This is a genomic window from Amycolatopsis sp. NPDC089917 (genome assembly GCF_040684635.1).
Lineage (GTDB): Bacteria > Actinomycetota > Actinomycetes > Mycobacteriales > Pseudonocardiaceae > Amycolatopsis.
Genome location: NZ_JBFBGL010000024.1, coordinates 76,936 through 99,319, shown reverse-complemented (window position 1 = coordinate 99,319; position 22,384 = coordinate 76,936). Strand labels below are relative to the sequence as shown.

Annotated in this window: 22 protein-coding genes; 11 read left to right on the top strand and 11 right to left on the bottom strand. The window is 69.7% G+C overall.

The features are described 5' to 3' along the window. The first annotated feature begins 161 nt into the window (after positions 1–161). The gene (locus tag AB0N89_RS19400; protein ID WP_364206201.1) at positions 162–1,631 is read left to right on the top strand and encodes an alpha/beta hydrolase; all 1,470 of its coding nucleotides are present in this window, start codon (positions 162–164) and stop codon (positions 1,629–1,631) included. A gap of 476 nt (positions 1,632–2,107) precedes the next feature. Here the strand turns inward: AB0N89_RS19400 and AB0N89_RS19395 are convergent, their stop codons facing one another. Genes AB0N89_RS19395 through AB0N89_RS19385 form a run of 3 tightly spaced genes read right to left on the bottom strand, consistent with a single transcriptional unit; the run spans position 2,108 to position 4,630 of the window. Next, complete coding sequence (locus tag AB0N89_RS19395; RefSeq protein ID WP_364206198.1) at positions 2,108–3,346, bottom strand: serine hydrolase domain-containing protein; 1,239 nt, start codon at positions 3,344–3,346, stop codon at positions 2,108–2,110. 10 nt (positions 3,347–3,356) lie between these two features. Then, on the bottom strand, positions 3,357–4,157 hold the full coding sequence (locus AB0N89_RS19390; RefSeq protein WP_364206195.1) for a siderophore-interacting protein: 801 nt from the start codon (positions 4,155–4,157) through the stop codon (positions 3,357–3,359). Positions 4,158–4,186: 29 nt separating this feature from the next. Then, positions 4,187–4,630 (bottom strand): SgcJ/EcaC family oxidoreductase, encoded by a 444-nt coding sequence (locus tag AB0N89_RS19385; RefSeq protein ID WP_364206192.1) that lies wholly within the window; start codon positions 4,628–4,630, stop codon positions 4,187–4,189. Between the two features lie 113 nt (positions 4,631–4,743). Here AB0N89_RS19385 and AB0N89_RS19380 point away from each other — a divergent pair, with 113 nt between their 5' ends. After that, positions 4,744–5,424: a TetR/AcrR family transcriptional regulator gene (locus AB0N89_RS19380; protein WP_364206189.1), complete on the top strand. Its 681-nt coding sequence runs from the start codon at positions 4,744–4,746 to the stop codon at positions 5,422–5,424. A gap of 96 nt (positions 5,425–5,520) precedes the next feature. Here the strand turns inward: AB0N89_RS19380 and AB0N89_RS19375 are convergent, their stop codons facing one another. Genes AB0N89_RS19375 through AB0N89_RS19355 form a run of 5 tightly spaced genes read right to left on the bottom strand, consistent with a single transcriptional unit; the run spans position 5,521 to position 10,484 of the window. Next, positions 5,521–6,543 carry a GNAT family N-acetyltransferase gene (locus AB0N89_RS19375; protein WP_364206187.1) on the bottom strand — a complete coding sequence of 341 codons (1,023 nt, stop codon included), beginning with the start codon at positions 6,541–6,543 and terminating at the stop codon, positions 5,521–5,523. Further along, on the bottom strand, positions 6,537–7,580 hold the full coding sequence (locus tag AB0N89_RS19370) for a GNAT family N-acetyltransferase (protein ID WP_364206184.1): 1,044 nt from the start codon (positions 7,578–7,580) through the stop codon (positions 6,537–6,539). The genes AB0N89_RS19375 and AB0N89_RS19370 overlap by 7 nt, the downstream gene beginning before the upstream one ends. Continuing rightward, a complete protein-coding gene (locus tag AB0N89_RS19365; RefSeq protein WP_364206181.1) occupies positions 7,577–8,680 on the bottom strand; it encodes a hypothetical protein in 1,104 nt (367 codons plus the stop codon). The genes AB0N89_RS19370 and AB0N89_RS19365 overlap by 4 nt, the downstream gene beginning before the upstream one ends. Further along, positions 8,674–9,711: a GNAT family N-acetyltransferase gene (locus tag AB0N89_RS19360; protein ID WP_364206178.1), complete on the bottom strand. Its 1,038-nt coding sequence runs from the start codon at positions 9,709–9,711 to the stop codon at positions 8,674–8,676. Before AB0N89_RS19360 ends, AB0N89_RS19365 begins: the two co-directional genes overlap by 7 nt. Beyond that, entirely contained in the window at positions 9,708–10,484 is a 777-nt protein-coding gene (locus AB0N89_RS19355; RefSeq protein WP_364206175.1) for a hypothetical protein, read from the bottom strand. The genes AB0N89_RS19360 and AB0N89_RS19355 overlap by 4 nt, the downstream gene beginning before the upstream one ends. 272 nt (positions 10,485–10,756) lie before the next feature. Here AB0N89_RS19355 and AB0N89_RS19350 point away from each other — a divergent pair, with 272 nt between their 5' ends. The 4 genes from AB0N89_RS19350 to AB0N89_RS19335 are packed head-to-tail and all read left to right on the top strand — an operon-like array spanning position 10,757 to position 16,826. Next, positions 10,757–12,991 (top strand): glycosyltransferase, encoded by a 2,235-nt coding sequence (locus AB0N89_RS19350; RefSeq protein WP_364206172.1) that lies wholly within the window; start codon positions 10,757–10,759, stop codon positions 12,989–12,991. Further along, positions 12,988–14,268, top strand: a complete 1,281-nt coding sequence (locus AB0N89_RS19345; RefSeq protein WP_364206169.1) for a hypothetical protein — start codon at positions 12,988–12,990, stop codon at positions 14,266–14,268. Before AB0N89_RS19350 ends, AB0N89_RS19345 begins: the two co-directional genes overlap by 4 nt. Positions 14,269–14,289: 21 nt before the next feature. After that, positions 14,290–16,092, top strand: coding sequence for a carbamoyltransferase C-terminal domain-containing protein (locus AB0N89_RS19340; protein WP_364206166.1), 1,803 nt, complete (start codon positions 14,290–14,292; stop codon positions 16,090–16,092). Next, positions 16,089–16,826, top strand: coding sequence for a hypothetical protein (locus AB0N89_RS19335; protein ID WP_364206163.1), 738 nt, complete (start codon positions 16,089–16,091; stop codon positions 16,824–16,826). The genes AB0N89_RS19340 and AB0N89_RS19335 overlap by 4 nt, the downstream gene beginning before the upstream one ends. Here the strand turns inward: AB0N89_RS19335 and hemW are convergent. From hemW to AB0N89_RS19320, 3 genes are all read right to left on the bottom strand, one after another. Then, positions 16,774–17,988: a radical SAM family heme chaperone HemW gene (gene hemW / locus AB0N89_RS19330; RefSeq protein ID WP_364206161.1), complete on the bottom strand. Its 1,215-nt coding sequence runs from the start codon at positions 17,986–17,988 to the stop codon at positions 16,774–16,776. The two genes, AB0N89_RS19335 and hemW, sit on opposite strands and share 53 nt — an antisense overlap. A gap of 64 nt (positions 17,989–18,052) precedes the next feature. Next, complete coding sequence (locus AB0N89_RS19325) at positions 18,053–18,409, bottom strand: hypothetical protein (protein ID WP_364206158.1); 357 nt, start codon at positions 18,407–18,409, stop codon at positions 18,053–18,055. A gap of 85 nt (positions 18,410–18,494) precedes the next feature. Next, a complete protein-coding gene (locus AB0N89_RS19320) occupies positions 18,495–18,908 on the bottom strand; it encodes a VOC family protein (RefSeq protein WP_364206155.1) in 414 nt (137 codons plus the stop codon). Between the two features lie 82 nt (positions 18,909–18,990). Between AB0N89_RS19320 and AB0N89_RS19315 the strand changes: the two genes are divergently transcribed. The 5 genes from AB0N89_RS19315 (at position 18,991) to AB0N89_RS19295 (ending at position 22,374) form a co-directional block, all read left to right on the top strand. Next, entirely contained in the window at positions 18,991–19,563 is a 573-nt protein-coding gene (locus AB0N89_RS19315) for a TetR family transcriptional regulator (RefSeq protein WP_364206152.1), read from the top strand. A 152-nt stretch (positions 19,564–19,715) separates the two neighbouring features. Beyond that, entirely contained in the window at positions 19,716–19,802 is an 87-nt protein-coding gene (locus tag AB0N89_RS19310) for a putative leader peptide (protein ID WP_360907593.1), read from the top strand. A 36-nt stretch (positions 19,803–19,838) separates the two neighbouring features. After that, on the top strand, positions 19,839–21,533 hold the full coding sequence (locus AB0N89_RS19305) for a nitrite/sulfite reductase (protein ID WP_364206149.1): 1,695 nt from the start codon (positions 19,839–19,841) through the stop codon (positions 21,531–21,533). Then, positions 21,530–21,682 carry a hypothetical protein gene (locus AB0N89_RS19300; RefSeq protein ID WP_034316341.1) on the top strand — a complete coding sequence of 51 codons (153 nt, stop codon included), beginning with the start codon at positions 21,530–21,532 and terminating at the stop codon, positions 21,680–21,682. The genes AB0N89_RS19305 and AB0N89_RS19300 overlap by 4 nt, the downstream gene beginning before the upstream one ends. After that, positions 21,679–22,374, top strand: a complete 696-nt coding sequence (locus tag AB0N89_RS19295; protein WP_364206146.1) for a phosphoadenylyl-sulfate reductase — start codon at positions 21,679–21,681, stop codon at positions 22,372–22,374. Before AB0N89_RS19300 ends, AB0N89_RS19295 begins: the two co-directional genes overlap by 4 nt. Positions 22,375–22,384 lie beyond the last annotated feature (10 nt).

The window sequence follows — 22,384 nt, the reverse complement described above, 5'->3', positions numbered from 1 at the left end:
TTCGGCCTGTTCTTGCTACGGCCGAGGATTCTGCGGCATCACCGGGGTCTTGCCGCAAGCCCCCGGGTGCGCTATAAGTTGAACATGGAGGGGTTCACCCCACCATGTTTCCGGGTACGCGCCCCAGGGTTCGCGCGCTCGCGAGGCGGGACGCTGGGCCGGTGACCACCATCAGAGTCCGCACCGCAGCTTTGATCACCCTCACCGCGCTCACCGCCGGAACGTTCGCGCCCGCGGCCTCGGCCGCGTCGACGGGCATCGCCTGGGGGCCCTGCCCGGCCGGCTCGCCACCGGGCTACGACTGCGCCGAAGTCGAGGTCCCGCTGTCCTATCAGGATCCGGGCGGCCCTCGGATCACGCTCGCGCTCGGCCGTCTTCCGGCGACGGACCAGAAGCACAAACGCGGAACCGTCTTCACCAATCCCGGCGGCCCCGGGAACCCGGGCCGCTTCAGCGAGTTCCAGACCCCGTCGCTGCACCGGCAGTTCGACATCGTCGGCTTCGATCCGCGCGGGGTCGGCGCGAGCACACCGATCCGCTGTTTCGCGAGTGAAGCGGAAACCGAACCGCTCAAACGGGTCCTGGGCACCTTCCCGATCACCACCGAGCAGGAGACCCGGCATACCGCCGACGTCCGCGAGGTCGCCGCCTCGTGCGGCCGCAACGCCGGGCCGCTGCTGGGGCACCTGTCGACCACGAACGTCGCCCGCGATCTCGACAGGCTCCGCGAAGCCGTCGGCGAACCCCGGCTGCGCTACTACGGCCTTTCGTACGGCACCTATCTCGGCGAGGTGTACGCCAACCTGTTCCCGCATCGCGTCGGCGCCCTGGCGCTGGACGCCGTCGACGATCCGATCGCCTGGTCCACCGGGCACCGCCCCGAGGACGCGAACGTCCCCTTCAGCACCAGGCTCGGCGGCTTCCGGGACGCGGACCGCGCGTTGCAGGCGTTCCTCGACACCTGCGCGGCCGACACCCGGTGCGCCTTCCGCGAGCCCGGCACGGACCTGCGGGCCAAGTACAACGGCATCCTCGACCGGCTCGAAGCCACACCAGGCGCGATCACCTATCAGGACGTCGTCCGGCGCACCCACAACGCGCTGACCGACGAAGCCAACTCCCCGGCGCTGGCGGAATTCCTCCAGTCAGCGACGAAATCAGTGTCGGCGAAGGCGATCGTGACCCCGTTCGATTCCGCGCTGGGCGGTGGCGGGACGATCTGTGCGGACACCACGAACCCGCGTGACCCGGCGGCGTGGCCGAAGGCGGCCCGCGCCGCCGACCGCGAAAGCCGCGGTTTCGGTTCCTACGACACGTATCTCTCGATGCCGTGCGCCTTCTGGCCCATCACCGACCCGGCCCGCTACACCGGACCGTGGAACCGGCCGACCGCGCCGATCCTGTTGCTGGCCAACGGCAAGGGCGACCCGGAAACGCCGTACGCCGGGGCGAAGCGAACGGAACGCGTCCTCGGCGACGCCCGGCTCCTCACGCTGGACGCGTGGGGGCACGGCGCCGCGAATCGCAGTGAATGTGTCGACGCGGCCCTCGACGCCTACCTGACCTACGGCCGTCTTCCCGCGCGCGGCACCGTCTGCGCCCCGGATCACGCGCCGTTCGACGCCAGGTAAGCGCGAGCGGTCTCCTCGTCGGTGAGCCAGCCCGCGTAGTCGGCGGGGTCGGCGAAGATGTCGCGTGCTGCGCCTTTTCCCAGTATTCGGCGAAAGTCCCGCGCAGGAACGTTTCGCCGAACGGGCGGTCGCCGTGGTCGAGGACGCGGCGTTCGTAGACGGCGGCCGCGTGCGCCGCCGTGTTCGCGCCCTGTCCGGCGATCGGGTCGTTCGTCTCGGACACCTTGTCCCGCTGGTCGACCGACTGCGCGGATGGTCGAAGCGGGCCTGCCACGCCACGGCCCGGTTCCGCGGAGTCCTGGCGAGCCCGAACGACGCGCCGAGCATCTCCGGGACTTTCCCAGCCCAGAAAGTCGATGCCCAGCGCGCGTTCCCGGGCCGGGGCGGGGTGGAACACGCACTGGTTCAAGGGGAGCCCGCCCGCGCGGATCGTCCCGGCGTCGCGGTCGGTGACCCCGGTGACGACCGGGTCTCCCTCAGTCGACCAGCGCCTGGTACACGAGGTTGCGCAGTTCGGCGCGGATGGGATGGGTCGTGGACGGCAGCAGCTGGGTGAAGAACAGCACCGTGACGTCTTCGTCCGGGTCGACCCAGAACGTGGTGCTCGCCGCGCCGCCCCAGGCGAATTCCCCCGCGCTGGCGAGGGTTTTCGCCTTCACCGGGTCGTCGAGCACCGAGAAGCCCAGCCCGAAGCCGAAACCGTCGTACGGCGCCTCGGAGAACACGCTGCTGCCTCCGTAGGTCTCCAGGTCCACACCGCCCGGCAGATGGTTGGTGGCCATGTGCCGGATCGTGCGCGGGCCGAGCAGCCGGACACCGTCGAGTTCACCGCCGCGCAGCAGCATCTGCGTGAACCGGTGGTAGTCGCCCGCCGTCGCGACCAGACCGCCACCACCCGAGAAACACGACGGCTCGACGCGGCCGACGTTGCCCATCTCGTCGTGCCGGAACGGCGCCTTGGTCATCGGGTGGGGCACGTAAAGCGCGGCCAGCCTGCCCAAGGCGTCGGGATCGGTCCGGAACCCCGTCTCGGTCATGCCGAGCGGGGCGAAGATCCGCTCCGCGAAGAAGGCGTCGAGGGATTGCCCGGAGACGACCTCGACGAGCCTGCCGAGGACGTCCGTCGCGACCGAATAGTTCCATTCCGAACCGGGCTGGAACAGCAACGGCTGCCGCGCGATCGCCTCGGAGACCCCGGCCAGGTCGAGCCCGGCCGGGGTGCCCCAGTCGAAGCCGGCTTCACGGTAGGACGCGTCGACCGGATGCGTGCGATGGAACCCGTAGGTCAGCCCCGAGGTGTGCGTGAGCAGGTGCCAGAGGCGGATCGGTTCGGTCGCGGGCTCGGTCGTCATCTTGACGGACGACCCCGCTGTGAAGACCCTCGGCTCCGCGAATTCGGGCAACCAGCGGGAAATCGGGTCCTTGAGGTCGATTTGTCCCGCTTCGACGAGCATCATCGCGGCGACCGAGGTGACCGGCTTCGTCATCGAGAAGACACGCCAGATCGTGTCGGTCTCGACCGGCAGCCCGGCCTCGATGTCGCGCATCCCGTTCGACGCGAGATGCGCGACCTTCCCGTTCCTGGTCACCACGGCCAGATACCCGGGAAGCAGGTTCCGCTCCAGGTACCCGTCGAAATGCTTGTCGATCCGTCGCAGCCGCTCCGCGTCGAAACCCACCTCGGCCGGGTCGACGTCCACCTTCAGCTCGATCATGTGACCGAGGCTACGCGTTCCGCTCGGCCTGTTTCTCCAGTCGCCACGCCTCGTCGGTCTTCCCGATCCGCCAATATCCGGAGATCGACAGCAGATCGCGCCGCATCCCCCGGTCGTCCAGCAGGTGACGGCGCAGGTCGCGGACGAACCCGGCCTCGCCGTGGACGAACGCCTGCACGACACCCTCACGCCACTCGAGCGCGCGGACGGCGGCCGCGAGATCGTCTCCGCGGCTCCGGTGCAGCCAGGTGATCCGCGCGTCGCCCTTGGTCGTCAGCGACTGCTCCTCGGCCGCGTCCTCCACGAGGATGACCGCGTGCACGGGGACACCCGCCGGCATCGCCTCCAGTGACGCGGCGATCGCCGGCAGGGCGCTCTCGTCCCCGGTGAGCAGGTGCCAGTCGGCCTCCTCGCCCGGCGCGTACGCCCCGCCGGGTCCGGAGATCAGCAGCTCGTCGCCGGGTTTCGCGGCGGCGGCCCACGGCCCGGCGACGCCTTCGTCACCGTGGTGGACGAAGTCGAGCACCAGTTCGCCGAGATCCCGGTCGAAGGCCCGGACGGTGTAGGAGCGCATCCGCGGCCACTGCTCACGCGGCAGTTCCTCGCGGACACGCGCCAGGTCGAACGGTTCTGGATAGTCGACGCCGGGCACCCGGAAGTGCACCTTGATGTACGCGTCGGTGAATTCGTTGGGCTGGAACGAAGAGATCTCTTCGCCCCCGGCGACGATCCGGACCATGTGCGGGGTGATCCGCTCGGTGCGCAGCACCCGCAGCCGGGTCGCCGATACCGCTCTCCGCGCCTCGGCCATCCACGATTCCTTTCCTGGGTTAGGTGAACCTAACCGAGCGTACGCCTCTCGCCGCCCGGCCGGGCGCCCACGGCCGGATCACTCACCCGGGTGTTCTGGAAGGACGCGACGCGCCAGCCGTCGGATTCCTCCACGAGCACGTACGTCAGCGTCGATTCCCGGCCCGGCTCGGGCTTGGTCCCACCCGACAGCGACGACCCGCCGCCGGACACGACGATCGCGACGTCCGGCCGGACGAACCGGACCTTGGGCTCACCGCTTCCCGGCACCAGCTTCGACCCCTTCATCAGCCCCTCGAACAGGGACCGGTGCGCGCTTTCGATGGTCGCGCGGCCCGGCATGTTCATCCCGAAAAAGGTCACGTAGTCGGCGTCTTCGGTGAAGTGGGACGCGTAGGCGGCCGCGTCGCCGTCGTTCCACGCGTCGGTGAGCTTGCCCAGCACGGCCAGGACTTCGTTCTGTCGTTCGGTCATGATGTCCTCCAGTTAGACGAACAGCGTTCGTGTTACGAACACTGTTCTACAGACGAACGGCGTTCGCGTCAAGTAGAGTTCCCGGCGAAACCCCGGACCAGGAGGCGAACGAAGTGAGCAGGCCCCGGCGTCGCGCCGAGAAACCCGTGCTGTCCCAGGAGCTCGTGGTGAAGACGGCACTGGACCTCCTCGCCGCGGAGGGGCTGGACGCGGTGAGCATGCGGCGGGTGGCCCAGGCGCTGGAGACCGGCCCCGCGTCGCTCTACGCCCACGTCGCGAACAAGGAGGAGCTCCACGAGCTGATGGTCGACCACGTCCTCGCGTTCGGGCCGTTCCCCGAGCCCGACCCGGCGCGCTGGGTGGAGCAGGCGAAGGACCTCCTGCGCGAGAACGTGCGCGCGCTGACGTCGGTCCCGGGCATCGCCAAGATCGCGTGGGCCATCGCCGTACCGGTCGGCGCGAACGCCCTCCAGCAGGCCGAAGCCATGCTCGCGGTGCTGCGCGCGGGCGGCCTCGACCTCAAGCGGGCGCTGTACGCCGCCGACGCGCTATGGCTCTACGCCAAGGCTTTCGCCTACGAGGGCGCCGGGTGGCAACACGGCGACATCGATCTGGCGGAGCAGGAGGAACGCGGCAAGCGGATGGTCGAGTACATGACGTCGTTCCCGCCGGGGACGTTCCCGAACCTGCTGGGCGCGGGCGAGCACTTCACCGAGGAGACCGCGCGGGAACGGTTCGAGTTCGCCATCGACCTGTTCCTGAGCGGCCTCATGCGTGTTCAGGACGGTTCTTGAGAGTCCGCGCGGGCCTCCCCTTGCCGTGCGCCGGTGCCGCGAAGGCCGATAGGCATGCGAGCGAGCCGGCACTCGAGAATCGGCATCGCACCGGGGTCAGAGGAGCGCGAGCGCGGCCGCGTACTGCGGCATCAGACTCGCTCCCAGCGACGCCTTCGTCTCGGCCATCTTCTTGCCGAACATCACCTGTGGCCGCCCGGTCTCCAGCGCCCAGCGCACCACTTCGCCGTAGAAGTGGAAATACAGGTTGGTCCGTCCGCCCAGCTCCGGCGGGAGCGCCGCGAAGTTGCGGACGACCGGCAGGGCCGGGTGGTCGAACAAGGTCGCGAGGGCGACCATCCGGCCCGTGGCGGTCTCGCGGTAGGAGAGAACGTGGACGTCGGGCTGCCGCAGAAGGGCGCTCCAGTAACCCACGAACGCCGGAAGCGGCACGATCGGCACGTCGTGGTGCTTGGATTCGTTGTGCCGCAACAACTCCGCGACCTCGACCGGGTCGAGGACGGCCCCGGGCACGACCCGCGCCTCGATCGACGGATCGGCCTCGAAGGTGCGGAAGATCTTGCGCAGGTTGTACTTGCGTTTCTTGGCCAGCGAATTCACCCAGTCGTCGCGGCTCGCGAACGGCGTGACGTCGAGGACGGCGACGTCCTCGGTCCGGCGCACCATCTTCAACCGGCCCCGCACGCTGTCCACTCCGGACTCGCCGACCTGGCGCACCAGCAGTCCGCGCAGGCCGAAGCCGAGTTCCGCGCGCATGGCGGGGACGAACGAGTCCAGCAGCCTGCCGACGCCGCCGTCACCGTCCTCGTCGTCGAACCACCAGCCCGGCATCGCGGACGAACCGGGTGAGCGGACGTCGAGCCCGCCGAACCGGCCACGCCCCGCCGGGCGGGCGAACCGGTGCCGCCGCGTCAAGCCGGTGACCCACGCGGAACTGACCACGCCGCGCGGTTCCCCGCCTTCGAGCAGCACGGTGACCGGCTGCTCGGTCCGCGCCGCCCACGCTTGGGTGGTGAGCACCTCCCAGCTCCAGTCCGCGCGCAGACCGGCCTTCGCCCGCAACGGTTTCCAGTACGCGGGCTCCGGATCGCGCCGGGGGTCCAGCACTTCGATCACCATCGGGTCACCGGCCTCGGCACGATGACCCCGAGCAGCGGGACCGGCTGGAACCCGAGCGTCGCCTTCAGTTCGGTCAGCCCCCGCCCCATCGACAGGGACTTCCGGTTGCCCTCGATCATGTAGCGCACGTTCCGGACGACGGCGTCGAAGTAGAGGTGCTTCGGCCGTCCCTCCTCCGGCGACACCGCGGCCCAGTGCTGGTGCAGGGGCGCGACAGGGTGATCGAGCACGTTGCCGAACGCGAGCAGCCTGCCGTCGGCGTCGTGGTAGGTCGAGGTGATCACGTCCGGGCGGCGCACGAGTTCGGCGAAGTACTCGGCGGTGACCGCGCCACGCCGGTCGAACTTCACCGGCCCCATCCGCTCGCGGTGCTGCCGCAGCAGCGTGGCCAGCTCCAGTGCGTCGAGGTCGGTGCGAGCGGCTTCGGAGCGGACGACCAGCCCCGCGTCCGCGGCGACCTTCTTCACCTGCCCGCGCAGGCTCAGCCGCCTGCTGCGGCGCAGCGACGCCAGCCAGCCTTCGACGTCGACGAACCTGTTCTCCAGCACCGATGTCGGCTTCGTGTCACGAACGGGCCTGCCCCGTCCGGACAGCATGCCGAGCGATTCCGGCTCGACAGTGCGGTAGACGACGCCGACGCAGCCGGGACCGGTGAAGCGGCAGACGGCCCGCTCGAACCGGCGCATGATCTCCCGACGGCCGGCGGCGTCGACCTCGTCCGCGAACAACCACGGCGGATAGCCGGAGAGCCACGCGTGCTGCACCTCGACCCAGCGCGGTCCGAGCCGCGCCGCGCCGCGTACCGCGCCCGGCCGGTCCGGGGACACCGGGGCGCACAGTGTCGCCAGCACCGCGGCGACGATCTCGCCGCCGTCGCTGATCACGGTGAGGACGTTGGGGCTGCGGGAAAAGCGTGACTCGACCCGGAGCAGGTGGTAGTCCCAGGCCACCGGCGCCTGCTGGGCGGCGAGGAACGCGGCCCAGCCGCCGGGTTCGGCATCGGTGCGCGGGTCGAGCGCCCGCACTTCCCAGGTCATCGGCCCAGCACCGGTCTCGGCACGGCGACCGAGACCAGGGACCTGGTGCCGAAGCCGAGCGCGGTCTTGTTCTCCAGCATCGCCCGGCCGGCGGTCAGTTCGCGACGTCCGTTGGTGACCATGTGCTCCACTCCCCTGGCGTAGAAGTCAGCATAGAGCCCTGTGCGTCCACCTTCCGCGCCCGGCAACGCGGCCCATTGGTGCAGCGCGCATTCGCCGAACGCGTCGAACAGCGTGCCGAAGCCCAGCAGCCGTCCGGATCCGTCACGGTAGGTGCGGGTGACGACGTCCGGGCGGCGCACGAGCGCGTCCAGATAGGACGGTGCGATCGGGCTCCGGGTGTCCATGTGCAGCCCGCCGAACCGCGACCGCTGTCCCCCGGCCCAGGCGCGTTCGTCCTGCCTGGCGCGATGGGCGTTGAGCATGACCGAGAGTTCGTGGCAGTCCAGGTCCTGCCGTCCGGAGGCAGCCTCGGTGCGCAGGTCGCCGTCCTCGCGCAGGTCGCGCAAAGTCTTCCTGGTCCCGTCGCCGAGCGTCCGCTCCCAGTCGTCCACAGTGGGATAGTCGTTGGCCAGCACGGCGATCGGGTCGATCTCCCGGGTCATCCGGCCCCGGCCGTCCAGCACCGGGAGGAGTTCCGGGTTCATCGCGCGGTAGATCACGCCCAGCAGGCCGGGGCCCGCGTGAGCGCACAGTGCCCGTTCGAACCGGCGGACGGCCTCCCGCCGGTCGGCGTCGTCCAGCCGCTCGTCGAACACCCCGGCGGGATAGCCGCTGAGCTGCCAGAGGTAGGCCTCGGCCCAGCGGGGGCGGAACCGTCCACCGGGGACGGACAGCGGCGCGAAGTCGTCCGCCCGCCAGCTCCGGCACAGCATCACGGTGAACGCGCCGACGACCTGCTCGCCTCGGCGGAGCACCGCGAGCACCGCCGGATTCTTCGCCAGCCAGGCTTCCCGGCGCAGCACCTCGTACTCCCAGACCGGGAACAACTTCGCCCGGTGCAGGAACTCCCGCCAGCCCGCGGGTTCGGCCGCGCTCCTCGGATCGAGCACCTCGACCTCGAACGCGGTGCTCCGCGCCGCCACCTTCATCGTCACCATCCCAGTACCGGTCTCGGCACGGCGGCGGAATACACCGGGCGTGCCCGGAATCCCAGCGTGGCCTTGAGTTCGGGCAGTCCGCGCCCGGCGGTGAGTTCCTTGACCCCGCGCCTTGTGGCGTAGCGCATGGCGTGGATGTAGGAGTCGAACAGCAGTCCCTGCCGCCCGCCCTCGCCTACCGGCAAGGTGCCCCAATGCTGTTTCGCCGGGCTGTCCGGATGGTCGAGCAGGGTGTTCACCGCCAGCAGCCTGCCGTCGGGGCCGGTGTAGGTCAGCGTGTGCACGTCCGGGCGCCGGAGGAACCGGTGCAGGAACGCGGCGGACGGCATCGTCCTGGTGTCGAGCGCGAGCTTGCCGTGCCGCGCGCGATGGGCCTGGATGAGCGCCGCGACCTCGGCGCTGTCCAGATCCTCGCGGCCGGGGCCGCCCTTGACCACCAGGCCGGGATCGGCCGCGACCCTGCGCCGCTCCCGCCTGAGCCCGCCACGGCGGGACTTGGTCAGCGACGCGATCCACTCGTCTTCCGAGCCGAAGCGATTGTCCAGCACCGCGACCGAATCCACGTGCTTCACCAGCCTGCCGCGCCCTTGGAGGTCCTTGGCGAACTCCTCCCCGAGCGCCCGGTACACCACTCCGAGCAGCCCCGGGCCGAGCCGGGTACGCAAGGCGCGTTCGAAGTTCCGGATCAGCGGACGTCGTTCGGCGGGCGGAACCCTCGGGTCGAACACCACTCCGGGGTAGCCGCTGAGCCAGGGTTGGCACACCTCGGCCCAGAACGGGCGCAGCAACCGATGTCCCGGTGTGGGCGCGAAACGGTAGCGCAACCGGGGACGGCACACCAGCACCGAAAACGCCGCGACGATCCCGGCGTCGTCCGCGACGGTGACCAGCACCGGCGGATTCCGCGCGGTCCAGGCGTCGAGTCCCATCACCTCGTAGTCCCACACCGGATGCAGGCGCGCCAGGTCGAAGAACTCCGGCCAGCCAGGCGGAACGGGATCGGTGCGCGGGTCGTGGAAACCGATCTTCACGTGAGCACGACCGGGGTGCCGTGGCGCGGGCACGGCGCGATCTCGCCGCGCACGCCGCCCGCCGGGAGCACGTCCACGAACCGCGGGGAATCCTGGCGCAGCAAGGTGAACGCGAGCCCGCCCGACGTGGGGCGCGCGTAGACGCGGGGCCAATCGAGGTGCCAGCGGCCGCACGCTTCGATCGCGCCCAGGTAGCCGAGGGCCGGATCGTGGAGCACGCCGTACGGTCCGGTGTCCAAAGTGTCCAGTTCTCGTCGCGGTACGGATTCGACCCGGTACGCACGGTCTTCCGGCAGCGTGGCGGCGAAGACGGCCAGCTGCTTGTCGTCACCGACCGCGATCACGCGGCGACCGGCGCGGAGCGCCGAGGCCAGTTCCGCGAGGACACCCGGCGCCGGGACGTCGGGATCCACCACACAGCAACGGACTCCGCGCGGCAGGTCGGACGGCGGCCGTGCCCGCTCGTCGCCGAGCACGACGACCAGCGCGTCGCCGGCCACCGAACGGGCCTTGCGCAGCACGGGACCGAGCCCGCGGTTCGATTCGATCCGTTGCGCGCCACCGGCGAGCGGCACGAGGTCGACGATCTTGTGCACCGCCTCGGCCAGCGGCGCCGCGCCGGAGTCCGCCCCGGTGCGACCGGGCACCAGCACGGGATCCGTTCTGCCGTCGAGTGCCCAGCGCTCACGGTAGAACGGCACCGTCGCGAAGGCCGACCGGACCGATCGCCGGTAGGCGGCCCGCCAGGCAGCACTCACCCCCACTTTCCACATGGCGCGCAAGCCTGCGTCATCGACGCCGGTTTGGAAACACCCCATGTCTGGTTCATCCGGTTTTCTGCGAACTTCCCACCTTTTCGACTGAGCTGAAAGGACCAACTTTCGGTATGTGCTGGCAGGAACAAAGCGAACCTGCCTATAACACCGGGACCTTTCGAGCCGGCACGATCTGCCGGCGGGTCCGCGCCGAGGGGACACATGAACCGTGAAATCACCGGAAGTGACGCTACGAACACAATAGCGCACTCACCGCAGGGCTTCGACAGATGAGCTGGTCGATACCCGGACCCGTACAGAGTGGACTCACCGTGGTCGTCCCGTGCTTCAACGAGGTCGACAACGTCGAGCCGTCCTATCGGGAGATCGTCGCCGAGTTGGGGAATCTCCCACTCGAACTGCTCTATGTGGACGATGGGAGCACGGACGGGACACTCGACGTCATCCGCGCGCTCGCGCACACCGACCCCCGGGTGCGCTACCTGTCCTTCACCCGCAACTTCGGGTTCGAGGCCGCCTTTTCGGCGGGCTATCGGTACGCGGGGAAACCGTGGATCCTGCACATCGACGCCGACCAGCAGTTCCCCGCTTCCGAAGCGGGGAAATTGATCTCCGCGGCCGAGGAAGGCTACGACGCCGTTTTCGGTGTCCGGACCAATAGGCAAGATCCTTTACTGCGGCGCTGGGGTACCGCGGCCTTTCATTTCCTCGGCCGCCGCGTGCTGCGCATCGAGATCCCGCCCGGCGCGACGGCCTTCCGGCTGGTGCGCACGGAACTCGCGCGCGAGATCGTCGACCTCCGGCTGGGCACCCCGTATTTCCTCGCCACCGTGCCGAGGCTGACCAGCCGCTACACCACCGTCCCGGTGGCACACCGGGCCAGGGAACGCGGTGAGTCCAAAGTGGGCTTCGGTTTCCTGTCCTCGCACGCCATCGAACTGTTCGTCGGCTTCACGCGGCGGCTGACGACGGTCGCTTCGGCCACGGCGATGCTGACCGCCGGGGTCTCGGTGCTCGCCGGAATCGCGGCCGCCACCGGCCTTCTCGGCCTGAACGCCGCGTCGGCGCTGGAATTCGTCATGTTCGCCGTGCTGCTCACCGTGCTCGCGCTGACCGTCCGCTACCTGGTCGTGGTCGGCGCGGGGCAGGCGCGGCCACGGCAGTTCTACATCAGGGAAGCCAACTTCGAGGTCGACGAGGACGACCGGCTCTACGCCTCGGCCCTGGCCGAGGTCCATCCTGGGGAAAGGCAAGCGGGAGTGAAGAACACCGAAGACACGGCGGCACCTCGGAGCCTGGTGATCCTGGGCGGGGCCGACGGTTCGGTCAGCACGTATCACCGGGCGCGGGAACTCGGGTTCCGCACCATCTGTGTGGACGTCCGCGCGGGCGCGCCGGCGGTGGCGCTGGCCGACGAGTTCGTGCAGGTCAGCGTCCGCGCGCCGGAACAGATCGCGGCCGCGCTGGACGGCCGGGACGACATCGCCGGCGTGCTCTGCCCGGCCAGCGACGTCGGGCTGCCCACGCTCGCCTGGCTCACCCGGCACTGGAACCTGCCGGACCCACTGCCCGAAGCCGCCGTCGCCGCTTCGGTCGACAAGTCCGTCTTCCGCGAACTCTGCGACCGGCTGCGCCTGCCGACCTACCGCAGTGTCGGCGGGAAGCCCGGTCCGGACCTCGCCCTCGCCGCGCAGCAGCTGCGCTTCCCCACCCTGGTGAAACCGGTCGACTCCTCCGGGAGCCGCGGTGTCGTCTCGTGCGCGAGCCCCGGCGGCCTGGACACCGCGTTCACCGAGTCGCTCGCGTTCTCGCCGTCCGGACGGCTCGTCGTCGAGGAGCATCTCGACGGCTCGCACTACACGATCGAAGCGCTCGTGGTCGACGGCCGGATCGTGTTCCACGCGGTCACCCGGCGCACGCTGACCCCGCCGCCGTTCTTCGTGACGGCGTCCCATCTGCTGCCCGCCGGGCTGCCGCCGGTGGTCGACCGCGCGCTGCCGCTGATGCTGACCGCGTTGTGCGCCGAACTCGGCTATCGCACCGGTCCGCTCACGCTCGACGCCGTCCTCGGCCGTGACGGGAAGTTCTACCTGATCGAGATGGGCGCCCGGATGGGCGGGAACGGCCTGGCCGAGGCGATCGCGCTCAGCACCGGCGTCGACCTGATCGCGGCGGGGATCGCCGCCGCGACCGGTGGTGAGGTCGTGCTTTCGCCGCGCGACCCGCGACCGACGCTCGTGCACATCCTCGCGTCCGACCGCGGCGGCCGGATCATCCGGATCGAAGGCACCGACGAGGTCCGCGCGATGCCCGCGGTGAGCAGCCTGGAACTGTTCGCGGAGCAGGATTCCTTCGTCAAGCCGTACGAGCAGGCCGGCTACAAGATGGGCTACGCCGTGCTTTCCGCGCCCACCATCCCGGAAGTGCTGGCTTCGGAGGAAGAGCTGCAGGGCACCCTGAAGTTCCTGCTGGACGAACAGGGTTTGGCGGTACCTCTCCCTTGACCGGCACCTCGCTCACCGACGGCACCGGCACCGCGTCGATCGCGGCGCCGAAGACGTCGACGGTGCTCCGGCTGCTCGCGGGCCGGGGCGCCTTCCGGCTGGCGATCCAGGCCATGGGGCTGGTCCTGATCACGGCCTGGGGAGCGCACGACTACGGCCGGTTCGCCACCGCGCTCGGGCTGATGTCGTGGCTGAACTTCGTCCCGTCCGCGGCCGAGAAATCGGCGCTGAAATGCCTGCCCAGGCTCGACGCGACCCGGAACGCGGTCGCGGCGCTGGCGATCCGGATCGCCGTGGCGCCGGTGCTGGTGGTCCTGGCGGCGATGGCGATCACCCTCGTGGTCGCCCCGCGTTCGGACGCGGCGCTGTACCTGACGGCCGCGGGCTGGTCGATCTCCGGCGGGCTCCTGATGACCGTCTCCGGGCTGCACCGCCTGCGCGGGAAGTCCCTTTTGGACGCCTTGGCCTTCACCTCGGGCGCGCTGGTGGTCGGCGCGGTGACCGTGGGGACCTGGTTCGTGCGGTGGTCGCCGCTGACCCACCTCGCGTTGCTGCTCGGCGGGATCCTGCTCATCCTGGCCGCCTCCGCGGCGTTGCTGCCGAAAGAATGGCTGCGCGCGGAAAAGATCGACGGACACCGGCTCTGGCCCGCGTTCGGCCGCAGCACCGTGTTGCTCGGGATGACCGAGGTGCTGGACCTGCTGGCGACGTCGACCGTCTTCGGTGTCCTCGCACTGGCGGGCCGGACCGTCGACAGTGGACCGTTCTACCTCGCTTTGCTGGCCAGCAGCGCGTTCTGCTCTCTGCTGTTCTACCAGCTGAGGGTGCACCAGCCCGTGATCTCGGCACGGATGCGCGGCAGCGGGGCGGCGGCGGGCCGGGCCCGCGCGGTGGAACTGCTCAAGCTGGTCGAACGGGGCTCGCTGGTCTTCCTGGTCCTGGTGGGTGTCACGCTCGCGATCCCGGCGGGCCGGGCGATGCTGACCGCCGAGGACACCACCGGCGCGTACGTGGTGCTCGGTGTCTTCGTCCTGGCCGAAACGGTGCTGTTCGCCGTCCGGCTCTACGCGGGCTTCCTGATCGAGAACACCAACAGCAAGGTCCTGACCTTGACCGCGTCGGCCTCGATCGCCGGTCTGGTCGCCACTCCGCTGGCCGCCGCCGCGCTCGTCCCGGCGATGGGGCCGGTCGGCGGATTCGCCGCCCTCGTCTTCGCCATCGGCACGCGGGCGGCCGTACTCCGGCGGTTGCTGCGCCGCCACCATCCCGAACTCTGAACGTCGCACTGGAGAAGGAACATGTACGTACTGGGTATCAGCAGGGTCCACGATTCGGCGGCCGCGCTCGTGCGCGACGGCGAGATCATCGCGTTCGCCGAAGAAGAACGCTTCACCCGCGTGAAGCACGACGGGGGCTTCCCCGCGGAGGCGATCAAGTTCTGCCTGGAGCGCGGCGGGATCACGCTCGCCGATGTCGATCACGTCGCCTACTACTGGCAGCGCTGGCGCGAGGGCATCCACGCGGCGAAGGTGTTCGCGAAGTACTTCCCGGCGACGCTGGAGGTGTTCCGCAACCAGAACGGCGACGAGGGCGGCTCCTCGGCGGGCATGGTGGAGACGTTCAAGACCGGCGGCGGCAAAGGTGTCGACGACTACCACGTCGGCGGCGCGGTGCTCGCGCACATCAAGCGGTCCTTCACCCTCGAACGCGACGTGAAGGAGGCCGTGGGCTGGACCGGCCCGACGAAGTTCAAGACGCATCTGGTCGACCACCACAAGGCGCACGCCGCCAGCGGGTACTTCATCTCGCCGTGGGAAGAGTCCGCGGTGCTCACCTTCGACGGTATCGGCAGCGACGGGACCGCGACGTATCTGGGACACGGCAAGGGAAACCGGATCATCGACATCCGGCGGATCAAGTTCCCGCACTCGCTCGGCGCGATGTACGCCGGCGTCACCGGCTATCTCGGCTTCTACCCGACCCGGGACGAAGGCAAGATCATGGGGCTGGCACCGCTGGGCAAGGACACCTACGTCGACGCGTTCAAGCAGCTGATCCATCTCGACGCCGACGGCGGCTACGAACTCGAACTGGGCTTCTTCGGCCACCACCGCACCGGCAAGCACGTGATGTCGAAGAAGTTCACCGACCTGTTCGGCCCGGCGCGACCCAAGACCCGCGTCACCGCGGAGAACCCGGTGCCGCAGCACTACTGCGACATCGCGTACGCCCTGCAGGTCACCCTGGAGGAGGCCGGGCTGCATCTGGCGCGCTGGCTGCAGCGAGAGACCGGTTCGCGGCGGCTGTGCGTCGCGGGCGGTGTCGCGCTGAACAGCGTGATGAACGGGCGGATCCTGCTGGAGACCCCGTTCGAGGACTTCTTCGCCCAGCCCGCCGCGGCCGACGACGGCTGCGCGATCGGTTCGGCGCTGGAGGTCTCGGTCGGCAAGTACGGCAAGCCGCGTCCTCGCGACGGCTACACCTACACCGGCCCGGACTACACCGAGGCCGAGATGGAACTGGCCCTGCAGGACGCCGGGGTCCGCTACACCAAGGTCGACGACATCGCCGCGCACACGGCGAAGAAGATCTCCGAGGGCAAGATCATCGGCTGGGTGCAGGGCCGGATGGAATGCGGGCCGCGCGCGCTCGGCAACCGCTCGCTGGTGGCCGACCCGCGCGACCCCGATTCGAAGACGCGGATGAACGAGAAGGTCAAGCACCGCGAGGCGTTCCGGCCGTTCGCGCCGTCGTGCCTGGCGGAACGCGCGGGCGACTGGTTCGTCAGCGACTACCCGTCGCCGGTGATGCTGCTGGTGTTCGACGTCCTGCCGGACAAACGCGACGAGGTCCCGGCCATCACCCACGTCGACGGGACCGCCCGCGTGCAGACGGTGAGCGAGTCGGACAACCCGCTGTACTACCGGATGATCAGCGAGTTCGAGAAGCTCACCGGAGTGCCGATGGTGGTCAACACCTCGTTCAACGACAACAACGAGCCGATCGTCGCCAGCCCGGCCGACGCGGTGGCGTGCTACCTGAAGACCGACGTCGACGCGCTCGCCCTCGGGCCGTTCTGGGCAGAGAAGGACGACCTGTGACCGCCACGATCCCCGAAACCGCCGGGTGGGTGCCCGCGCTCTACCGGCGCCGCAAGTGGCTGTGGCTGGTGGCCGCCGTCCCGGCCGTGGTGACCGCGCTGCTGATCATGGTGGTGCTGCCGCCGGACCAGACGCTGGACAGCATCGTGGACTGGGCGTTCAAATTGTGCCCGTTCGTGTTCGCGGTCGCGACGGTGGCGCTCTTCCCGCGCACCAAGTGGGGTCCCGCGCTGATCGTGCTCGCGGTGTTCGTCTACATGTCCTATTTGGACACGGAACTGGTCATGCGGATCCAGGCGTTCGCCCGGAACGCCGCCACCGACGAGGACGCCTTCCAGCCGGTGTACCAGTTCGAACTGTTCGTCGTGACGTTCATCGTCCTGTTCGGGCTGATGGCGTACCGCCTCGGCGGCGGCCGGACGGCGAACGTGCTCAAGGCCGGGATCGCGTCGATCCTGGTGGTGATCTCGGGCGCGAACGACCTGACGTTCTGGGCGCTCAACGACGTCTGGTCGGCCGGGACGAAGCCGACCGAGCTGAAGTGGGCGTCGCATATGATCGTGTTCCTCGGCGGACCGCCGAGCGTCCCGGCCGCGGTGATGTTCATGCTGGTGCACCTGGCGCTGGCGGCGATCGTGGTGGCGCTGCCGGTCGGCCGCTGGGTCGACCGGGCGCTGGGCCTCACGTCAGCCGGCGCACCAGACCATCGGCCAGCAACCGCCCGCGATCGGTGAGCACAGCCCGCTCTTGACCGTCCAAAGCGGACTGATCGAGCAGTCCCTCGGCGGCGGCGGCCCGGGCTTCGGCTCGGCCGTCGTCGGCGAGGGCGTCGAGCGGAAGCCCTTCGGACAGCCGGAGTTCCAGCATCACGCGTTCCAGATGGCGGTCTTCCCCGGTCAGCAGTTCGCGACCCGCGGCTGGAGACTCACCGGCGGCGAGCGAGGCGGCGTACCGGGCGGGGTGCTTGACGTTCCACCATCGGACGCCGCCGACGTGGCTGTGCGCGCCGGGTCCGGCGCCCCACCAGTCGCCGCCGCGCCAGTAACCGATGTTGTGCCGGCAGCGGGCATCTTCCGACGTCGCCCAGTTCGACACCTCGTACCAGCGCAGACCCGCCGAAGCGAGGACGCGGTCGATCATCTCGTAGTCGGCGGCCAGCACGTCGTCGTCCGGCGCGGGCAGTTCGCCGCGGCGGATGCGGCGGGCGAGCGCGGTGCCCTCCTCGACGATCAGCGCGTACGCCGAGACGTGGTCGACACCGGCGGCGAGCACCGCGTCCAGCGAGGCCTGGAGGTCTTCGATCCGCTCCCCCGGCGTGCCGTAGATGACGTCGAGGTTGACGTGCTCGAACCCGGCGGCGCGCGCTTCTTCGGCGGCCGCGACCGGACGGCCCGCGGTGTGCACACGGTCGAGGATCCGCAGCACGTGCTGCGCGGCCGACTGCATCCCGAGCGAGATCCGGGTGTATCCGGCGTCGCGGATGCCCGCGAAGAACTCGGGCGAGGTGGACTCCGGATTGGACTCGGTCGTCACCTCGGCACTCGGCGCGAGCCCGAAGGTGTCGCGTACGGCGTCGAGGACGCTTCGCAGTCCTTCGGCGCCGAGCAGGGACGGCGTGCCTCCGCCGACGAAGACGGTGTCGACCGCGGGCGGCTTACGCAGCACCCGCGCGGCGAGGTCGAACTCACGCTTGAGGCCTTCGAGCCAGGACTGTGGCGACGAAGCGCTGTCCAGCTCTCCGGCGGTGTAGGTGTTGAAGTCGCAGTAGCCGCAGCGGGTCGCGCAGAAGGGGACGTGCACGTAGACGCCGAACGGCCGGGTGCCGAGTCCTTCCAGCGCGCTCTCGGGGAGCGCCGACTCGACGGGTGTGGTGGTTTCGGGCAACAGAGCGGGCACACCCCAGTGTCCCCCACGCCGTGAAGGCCTCCTTCCCCGGGGAAAGAGGCCTTCACGGATCGCGCTATCTGTCGGCGATGGACACCTTGACCGAGGTGGAGCGGGTGCCGTCCTCGAACCGCACCCAGACGAGGGTCTCCATGTTCAGCGAGTAGTCGTTGACCACGTGGTCGACCGACCAGTCGCCGTCGTCGTCCGCGGCGGCGTCCCTGCTCATGGCCACCTCGACCAGCACGGTCTGGGCCAGATGCCCCCGGACGTTCGGCGAGCAGCCGACCGCCTCGAACCGGTACGAGCTGCCCTTGTGCAGCACCGCCCCCTCGTCGGGCGAAACCAGGCGACACCCCTGCCGAGCCCCGGAAGCCGTACCCGGGATCAGCAGGGACGCCAGCACCATCGCGGCGACCACCCATCGGCGCATGCGCAACTCCTCCGTCCTCTGTGGATCGGAGACCGAAGCTAGCGGCGACGGAGGCCTCGCGCGGCCTCTCTCACCCGAAGCGGTACTAGGCCAACCCGTTAGCGGCCAACCACTCCGCGGACGGCGGGATCGGCTCGATGATGTCGATCAGGAAGCCGTTCAGGTCCTCGATGTAGAAGTGCCGCTGCCCGAAGTCCTCGTCCACGAGTTCCGTCACGAACTTGACCCCTTCCCCGCGCAGCCGCTCGTACTCGGCCGCCGCGTCGGCGACCATCAGCCCGACCATCGACCCGGCGGGCTCCTGCGCCCGCCAGGGCTCCGGCGTGGCCTTGTGGCCGCGCTTCACGAAGCTCATTTCATAGCCCTCCGCGCCGACGTTGAGGCTGGAGAACCAGTCCAGCTCGATCGTCACCGTCAACTGCAGGTGCCGCTTCCACCAGGCGGTGGTCTCGGCGATGTCGTCGACGACCACGCAGGCACCGAAACCGTTGAGTTGCATCTGGTGTTTCCTCCCAGTTCAAACCACTTGATGCGTAGTACTATAACCACAGTGGTTTGACCGAGGCAAGGAGAATGTTCCGATGCGACAGAACCCGGAGCGCCGGACCGCGCTCACAGACGCCGCCATCACCGTCCTCGCCCGTGAGGGCGCCCGCGGGCTGACCTACCGCGCCGTGGACGTCGAGGCGGATGTCCCGCCGGGAACGACGTCCAACTACTTCCGCAACCGGGACCAGCTGCTCGGCGAGGTCGGCGTCCGCGTGCAGGAACGGCTGTCGGCGCCGGCCGAGGTGATGGAGAACCCGCAGGCGGAGTCGCCGTCCCACGACCGGGTCGGCGTCCTGCTCGGAGAGCTCATGGGACGGCTGACCGGCCATCGCGAGCCTTATCTCGCCTTGCTCGAACTCCGGCTCGAAGCCACCCGGCGCCCGGATCTCTCGGCCGAGCTGACGAAGACCATCCGCGAGGGCATCGACCTCAGCGTCGACTGGCACGTCGCGGCGGGAATGCCGGGCGGCCGCGCGGAAGTCCTGCTGATGTACCTCGCGCTGACCGGGCTCACCGTCGAACGGCTCACCCTGCCGGAGGTGCTCGCGGACGTCGCCGACGAAGACGTCATCCGCCTTCTCGTGGACCGCGTCCTGCCGTCTTGAGTCGTGCGCGTTCTGCGTCACAGTGCCGTCGGCGAAGTCGGGCTTGACCGCCGAAACAGGCACCTGACCAGCGAAAACAGTCGGCTTCGGACGGTGTTCCCAGCATTCGGACCGGCCTAGACCACATAGTGGGCGCGTGGCACGCTGAGGAAATGACCCGCGCCGGAATCACCCTCGTGGCCCGCCGCCACGTGGATCTCCGTCGCGTGGCGAGCGCGCTCTGTGCGACGAACCGCTGACTCCCCGCCACCACCACGATCAGCCGGAGGATTCCCATGTCGTCGCCCACGCGCGAGACCCCTGCCCGCACGCCCCGGGTCAAACAGAAACGGGGCGAAGGACAGTGGGCTCTGGGCTACCGCGAGCCGCTCAACCCCAACGAGCGGTCCAAGAAGGATGACAACCCGCTCAACGTCCGGGCGCGGATCGAGAACATCTACGCCCGCGGCGGGTTCGACTCGATCGACCCCGGCGACCTCCGGGGCCGGTTCCGCTGGTTCGGCCTCTACACCCAGCGCAAGCCCGGGATCGACGGCGGCCGCACCGCGACGCTGGAGCCCGAGGAGCTCGACGACCGCTACTTCATGCTGCGGGTCCGGCTCGACGGCGGCGCGCTGACCACCGAGCAGCTCGCCGTGCTCGCCGAGATCTCGCAGACCCACGCGCGCGACACCGCCGACATCACCGACCGGCAGAACATCCAGTACCACTGGATCCAGATCGAGGACGTCCCGACGATCTGGGCGAAGCTGGAGAAGGCCGGGATGACCACGATGGAGGCCTGCGGCGACAGCCCGCGCGTCATCCTCGGCTCCCCCGTCGCCGGCATCGCCGCCGACGAGATCATCGACGGCACGCCCGCGATCGACGAGATCAAGCGCCGCTACATCGGCGACCCGCGCTACTCGAACCTGCCGCGCAAGTTCAAGACCGCGGTCTCCGGGCAGCAGGACGTCGCGCACGAGATCAACGACGTCGCCTTCGTCGGCGTGAACCACCCCGAACACGGCCCCGGCTTCGATGTCTGGGTCGGCGGCGGGCTGTCCACCAACCCGATGATCGGCCAGCGGCTGGGCGCCTGGGTCTCGCTCGACGAGGTCCCGGACGTCTGGGAAGGCGTCATCAGCGTCTTCCGCGACTACGGCTACCGGCGGCTCCGTGCCCGCGCCCGGATCAAGTTCCTGGTGAAGGACTGGGGCGCGGCGAAGTTCCGCCAGGTGCTGGAAGACGAGTACCTCAAGCGCGAGCTGACCGACGGCCCCGCGCCCGAGGTGCCCGCGACCCAGATCGACCACGTCGGCGTGCACCCGCAGATCGACGGCAAGTTCTACGTCGGCGCCGCGCCGGTCGCCGGACGCGTCTCCGGTGCCACCCTGCTGGCCGTCGCCAAGGCCGCCGAGCGGGCCGGGTCGAACCGCGTCCGCCTGACCCCGCACCAGAAACTCGTGGTCCTCGACGTCCCCGAGGCCGAGGTGGGCGGGCTGAAGACAGAACTGGCCGACCTCGGCCTGCAGACCGAGCCGTCGCCGTGGCGGCGCGGGATCATGGCCTGCACCGGCCTGGAGTTCTGCAAACTCGCGATCGTCGAGACGAAGGCCCGCGCGGCCGAGCTGGTCACCGAACTGGAGAAGCGGCTCGCCGACATCCAGTCCGAGATCGAGAACCCGGTCACCGTGCACCTCAACGGCTGCCCGAACTCCTGCGCCCGGGTCCAGACCGCCGACATCGGGCTCAAGGGCCAGATCGTCACCGACGACGACGGCAACCAGGTCGAAGGCTTCCAGGTTCACCTCGGCGGCGGCCTCGGCCTCGACGCCGGGTTCGGCCGGAAACTGCGCGGCCACAAGGTGACCGCGTCGGAGCTGACCGCGTACGTCGAACGGATCGTGCGGGCGTACGTCGTCGGCCGCGAACCCGGCGAGCGGTTCGCCCAGTGGGTCCTGCGGGCCGACGAAGGCCTCTTGCAATGACCGAGCGGGCGACTCCGTACTACTGCCCCTTCTGTGGCGATGAAGACCTTCGCCCCGAGGAGGGCGGCTCCTGGCTGTGCTCGGGCTGCCGCCGGGTCTTCACCGTGAAGTTCCTCGGACTGTCCTTTCCGGAGGTGTCGCAAGGATGACCGCCACTGCCGACTACAAGACCCTCGCCGAACGAGCCTCGAAGGAGCTCGCGGAGGCGACCGCGACCGAGGCCCTGCGCTGGACCGCGGAGACGTTCGGCGACGACTTCATCGTCGCGTCGAACATGCAGGACGCCGTGCTCATCGATCTGGCCACCCAGGTCAAACCCGACGTCGACGTGCTGTTCCTGCAGACCGGCTACCACTTCCCGGAGACCATCGGCACCCGTGACGCGGTGCAGGCGGTCTACCCCGGCGTGCGGATCGTCAACGCCGAAGCCGAGCAGAGCGTCGCCGAACAGGACGCCGAGTACGGCCCGAAGCTGCACGAGCGCGACCCGAACCAGTGCTGCAACCTCCGCAAGGTCGTGCCGCTGCGCAAGACGCTCGCCCAGTACTCGGCGTGGGTGACCGGCGTCCGCCGCGTCGACGCGCCGACCCGCGCGAACACCCCGATCGTCACCTGGGACGACCGCAACGGGCTGGTGAAGATCAACCCGATCGCGCCCTGGTCCGACGACGAGTTCAACGGCTACATCAGCGAACACGGGATCCTCGAGAACCCGTTGGTGTCCATCGGTTACCTGTCGATCGGCTGCGCGCCGTGCACCGCCAAGGTCGCTCCGGGTCAGGACCCGCGCAGCGGCCGCTGGGCCGGGCAGGGCAAGACCGAATGCGGCCTGCACGGTTGAGAAGGGACGA

Excerpts from the sequence above, each read along its gene's own strand:
- AB0N89_RS19350 (WP_364206172.1), top strand. The coding sequence starts at position 10,757 with ATGAGCTGGTCGATACCCGGACCCGTACAGAGTGGACTCACCGTGGTC.
- AB0N89_RS19395 (WP_364206198.1), bottom strand. The coding sequence starts at position 3,346 with ATGATCGAGCTGAAGGTGGACGTCGACCCGGCCGAGGTGGGTTTCGAC.
- AB0N89_RS19325 (WP_364206158.1), bottom strand. The coding sequence starts at position 18,409 with ATGCGCCGATGGGTGGTCGCCGCGATGGTGCTGGCGTCCCTGCTGATC.
- AB0N89_RS19310 (WP_360907593.1), top strand. The coding sequence starts at position 19,716 with ATGACCCGCGCCGGAATCACCCTCGTGGCCCGCCGCCACGTGGATCTC.
- AB0N89_RS19305 (WP_364206149.1), top strand. The coding sequence starts at position 19,839 with ATGTCGTCGCCCACGCGCGAGACCCCTGCCCGCACGCCCCGGGTCAAA.
- AB0N89_RS19365 (WP_364206181.1), bottom strand. The coding sequence starts at position 8,680 with ATGGTGACGATGAAGGTGGCGGCGCGGAGCACCGCGTTCGAGGTCGAG.
- AB0N89_RS19385 (WP_364206192.1), bottom strand. The coding sequence starts at position 4,630 with ATGACCGAACGACAGAACGAAGTCCTGGCCGTGCTGGGCAAGCTCACC.
- AB0N89_RS19295 (WP_364206146.1), top strand. The coding sequence starts at position 21,679 with ATGACCGCCACTGCCGACTACAAGACCCTCGCCGAACGAGCCTCGAAG.
- AB0N89_RS19315 (WP_364206152.1), top strand. The coding sequence starts at position 18,991 with ATGCGACAGAACCCGGAGCGCCGGACCGCGCTCACAGACGCCGCCATC.
- AB0N89_RS19300 (WP_034316341.1), top strand. The coding sequence starts at position 21,530 with ATGACCGAGCGGGCGACTCCGTACTACTGCCCCTTCTGTGGCGATGAA.
- AB0N89_RS19355 (WP_364206175.1), bottom strand. The coding sequence starts at position 10,484 with ATGTGGAAAGTGGGGGTGAGTGCTGCCTGGCGGGCCGCCTACCGGCGA.
- AB0N89_RS19340 (WP_364206166.1), top strand. The coding sequence starts at position 14,290 with ATGTACGTACTGGGTATCAGCAGGGTCCACGATTCGGCGGCCGCGCTC.
- AB0N89_RS19320 (WP_364206155.1), bottom strand. The coding sequence starts at position 18,908 with ATGCAACTCAACGGTTTCGGTGCCTGCGTGGTCGTCGACGACATCGCC.
- AB0N89_RS19370 (WP_364206184.1), bottom strand. The coding sequence starts at position 7,580 with ATGACCTGGGAAGTGCGGGCGCTCGACCCGCGCACCGATGCCGAACCC.
- AB0N89_RS19375 (WP_364206187.1), bottom strand. The coding sequence starts at position 6,543 with ATGGTGATCGAAGTGCTGGACCCCCGGCGCGATCCGGAGCCCGCGTAC.
- AB0N89_RS19390 (WP_364206195.1), bottom strand. The coding sequence starts at position 4,157 with ATGGCCGAGGCGCGGAGAGCGGTATCGGCGACCCGGCTGCGGGTGCTG.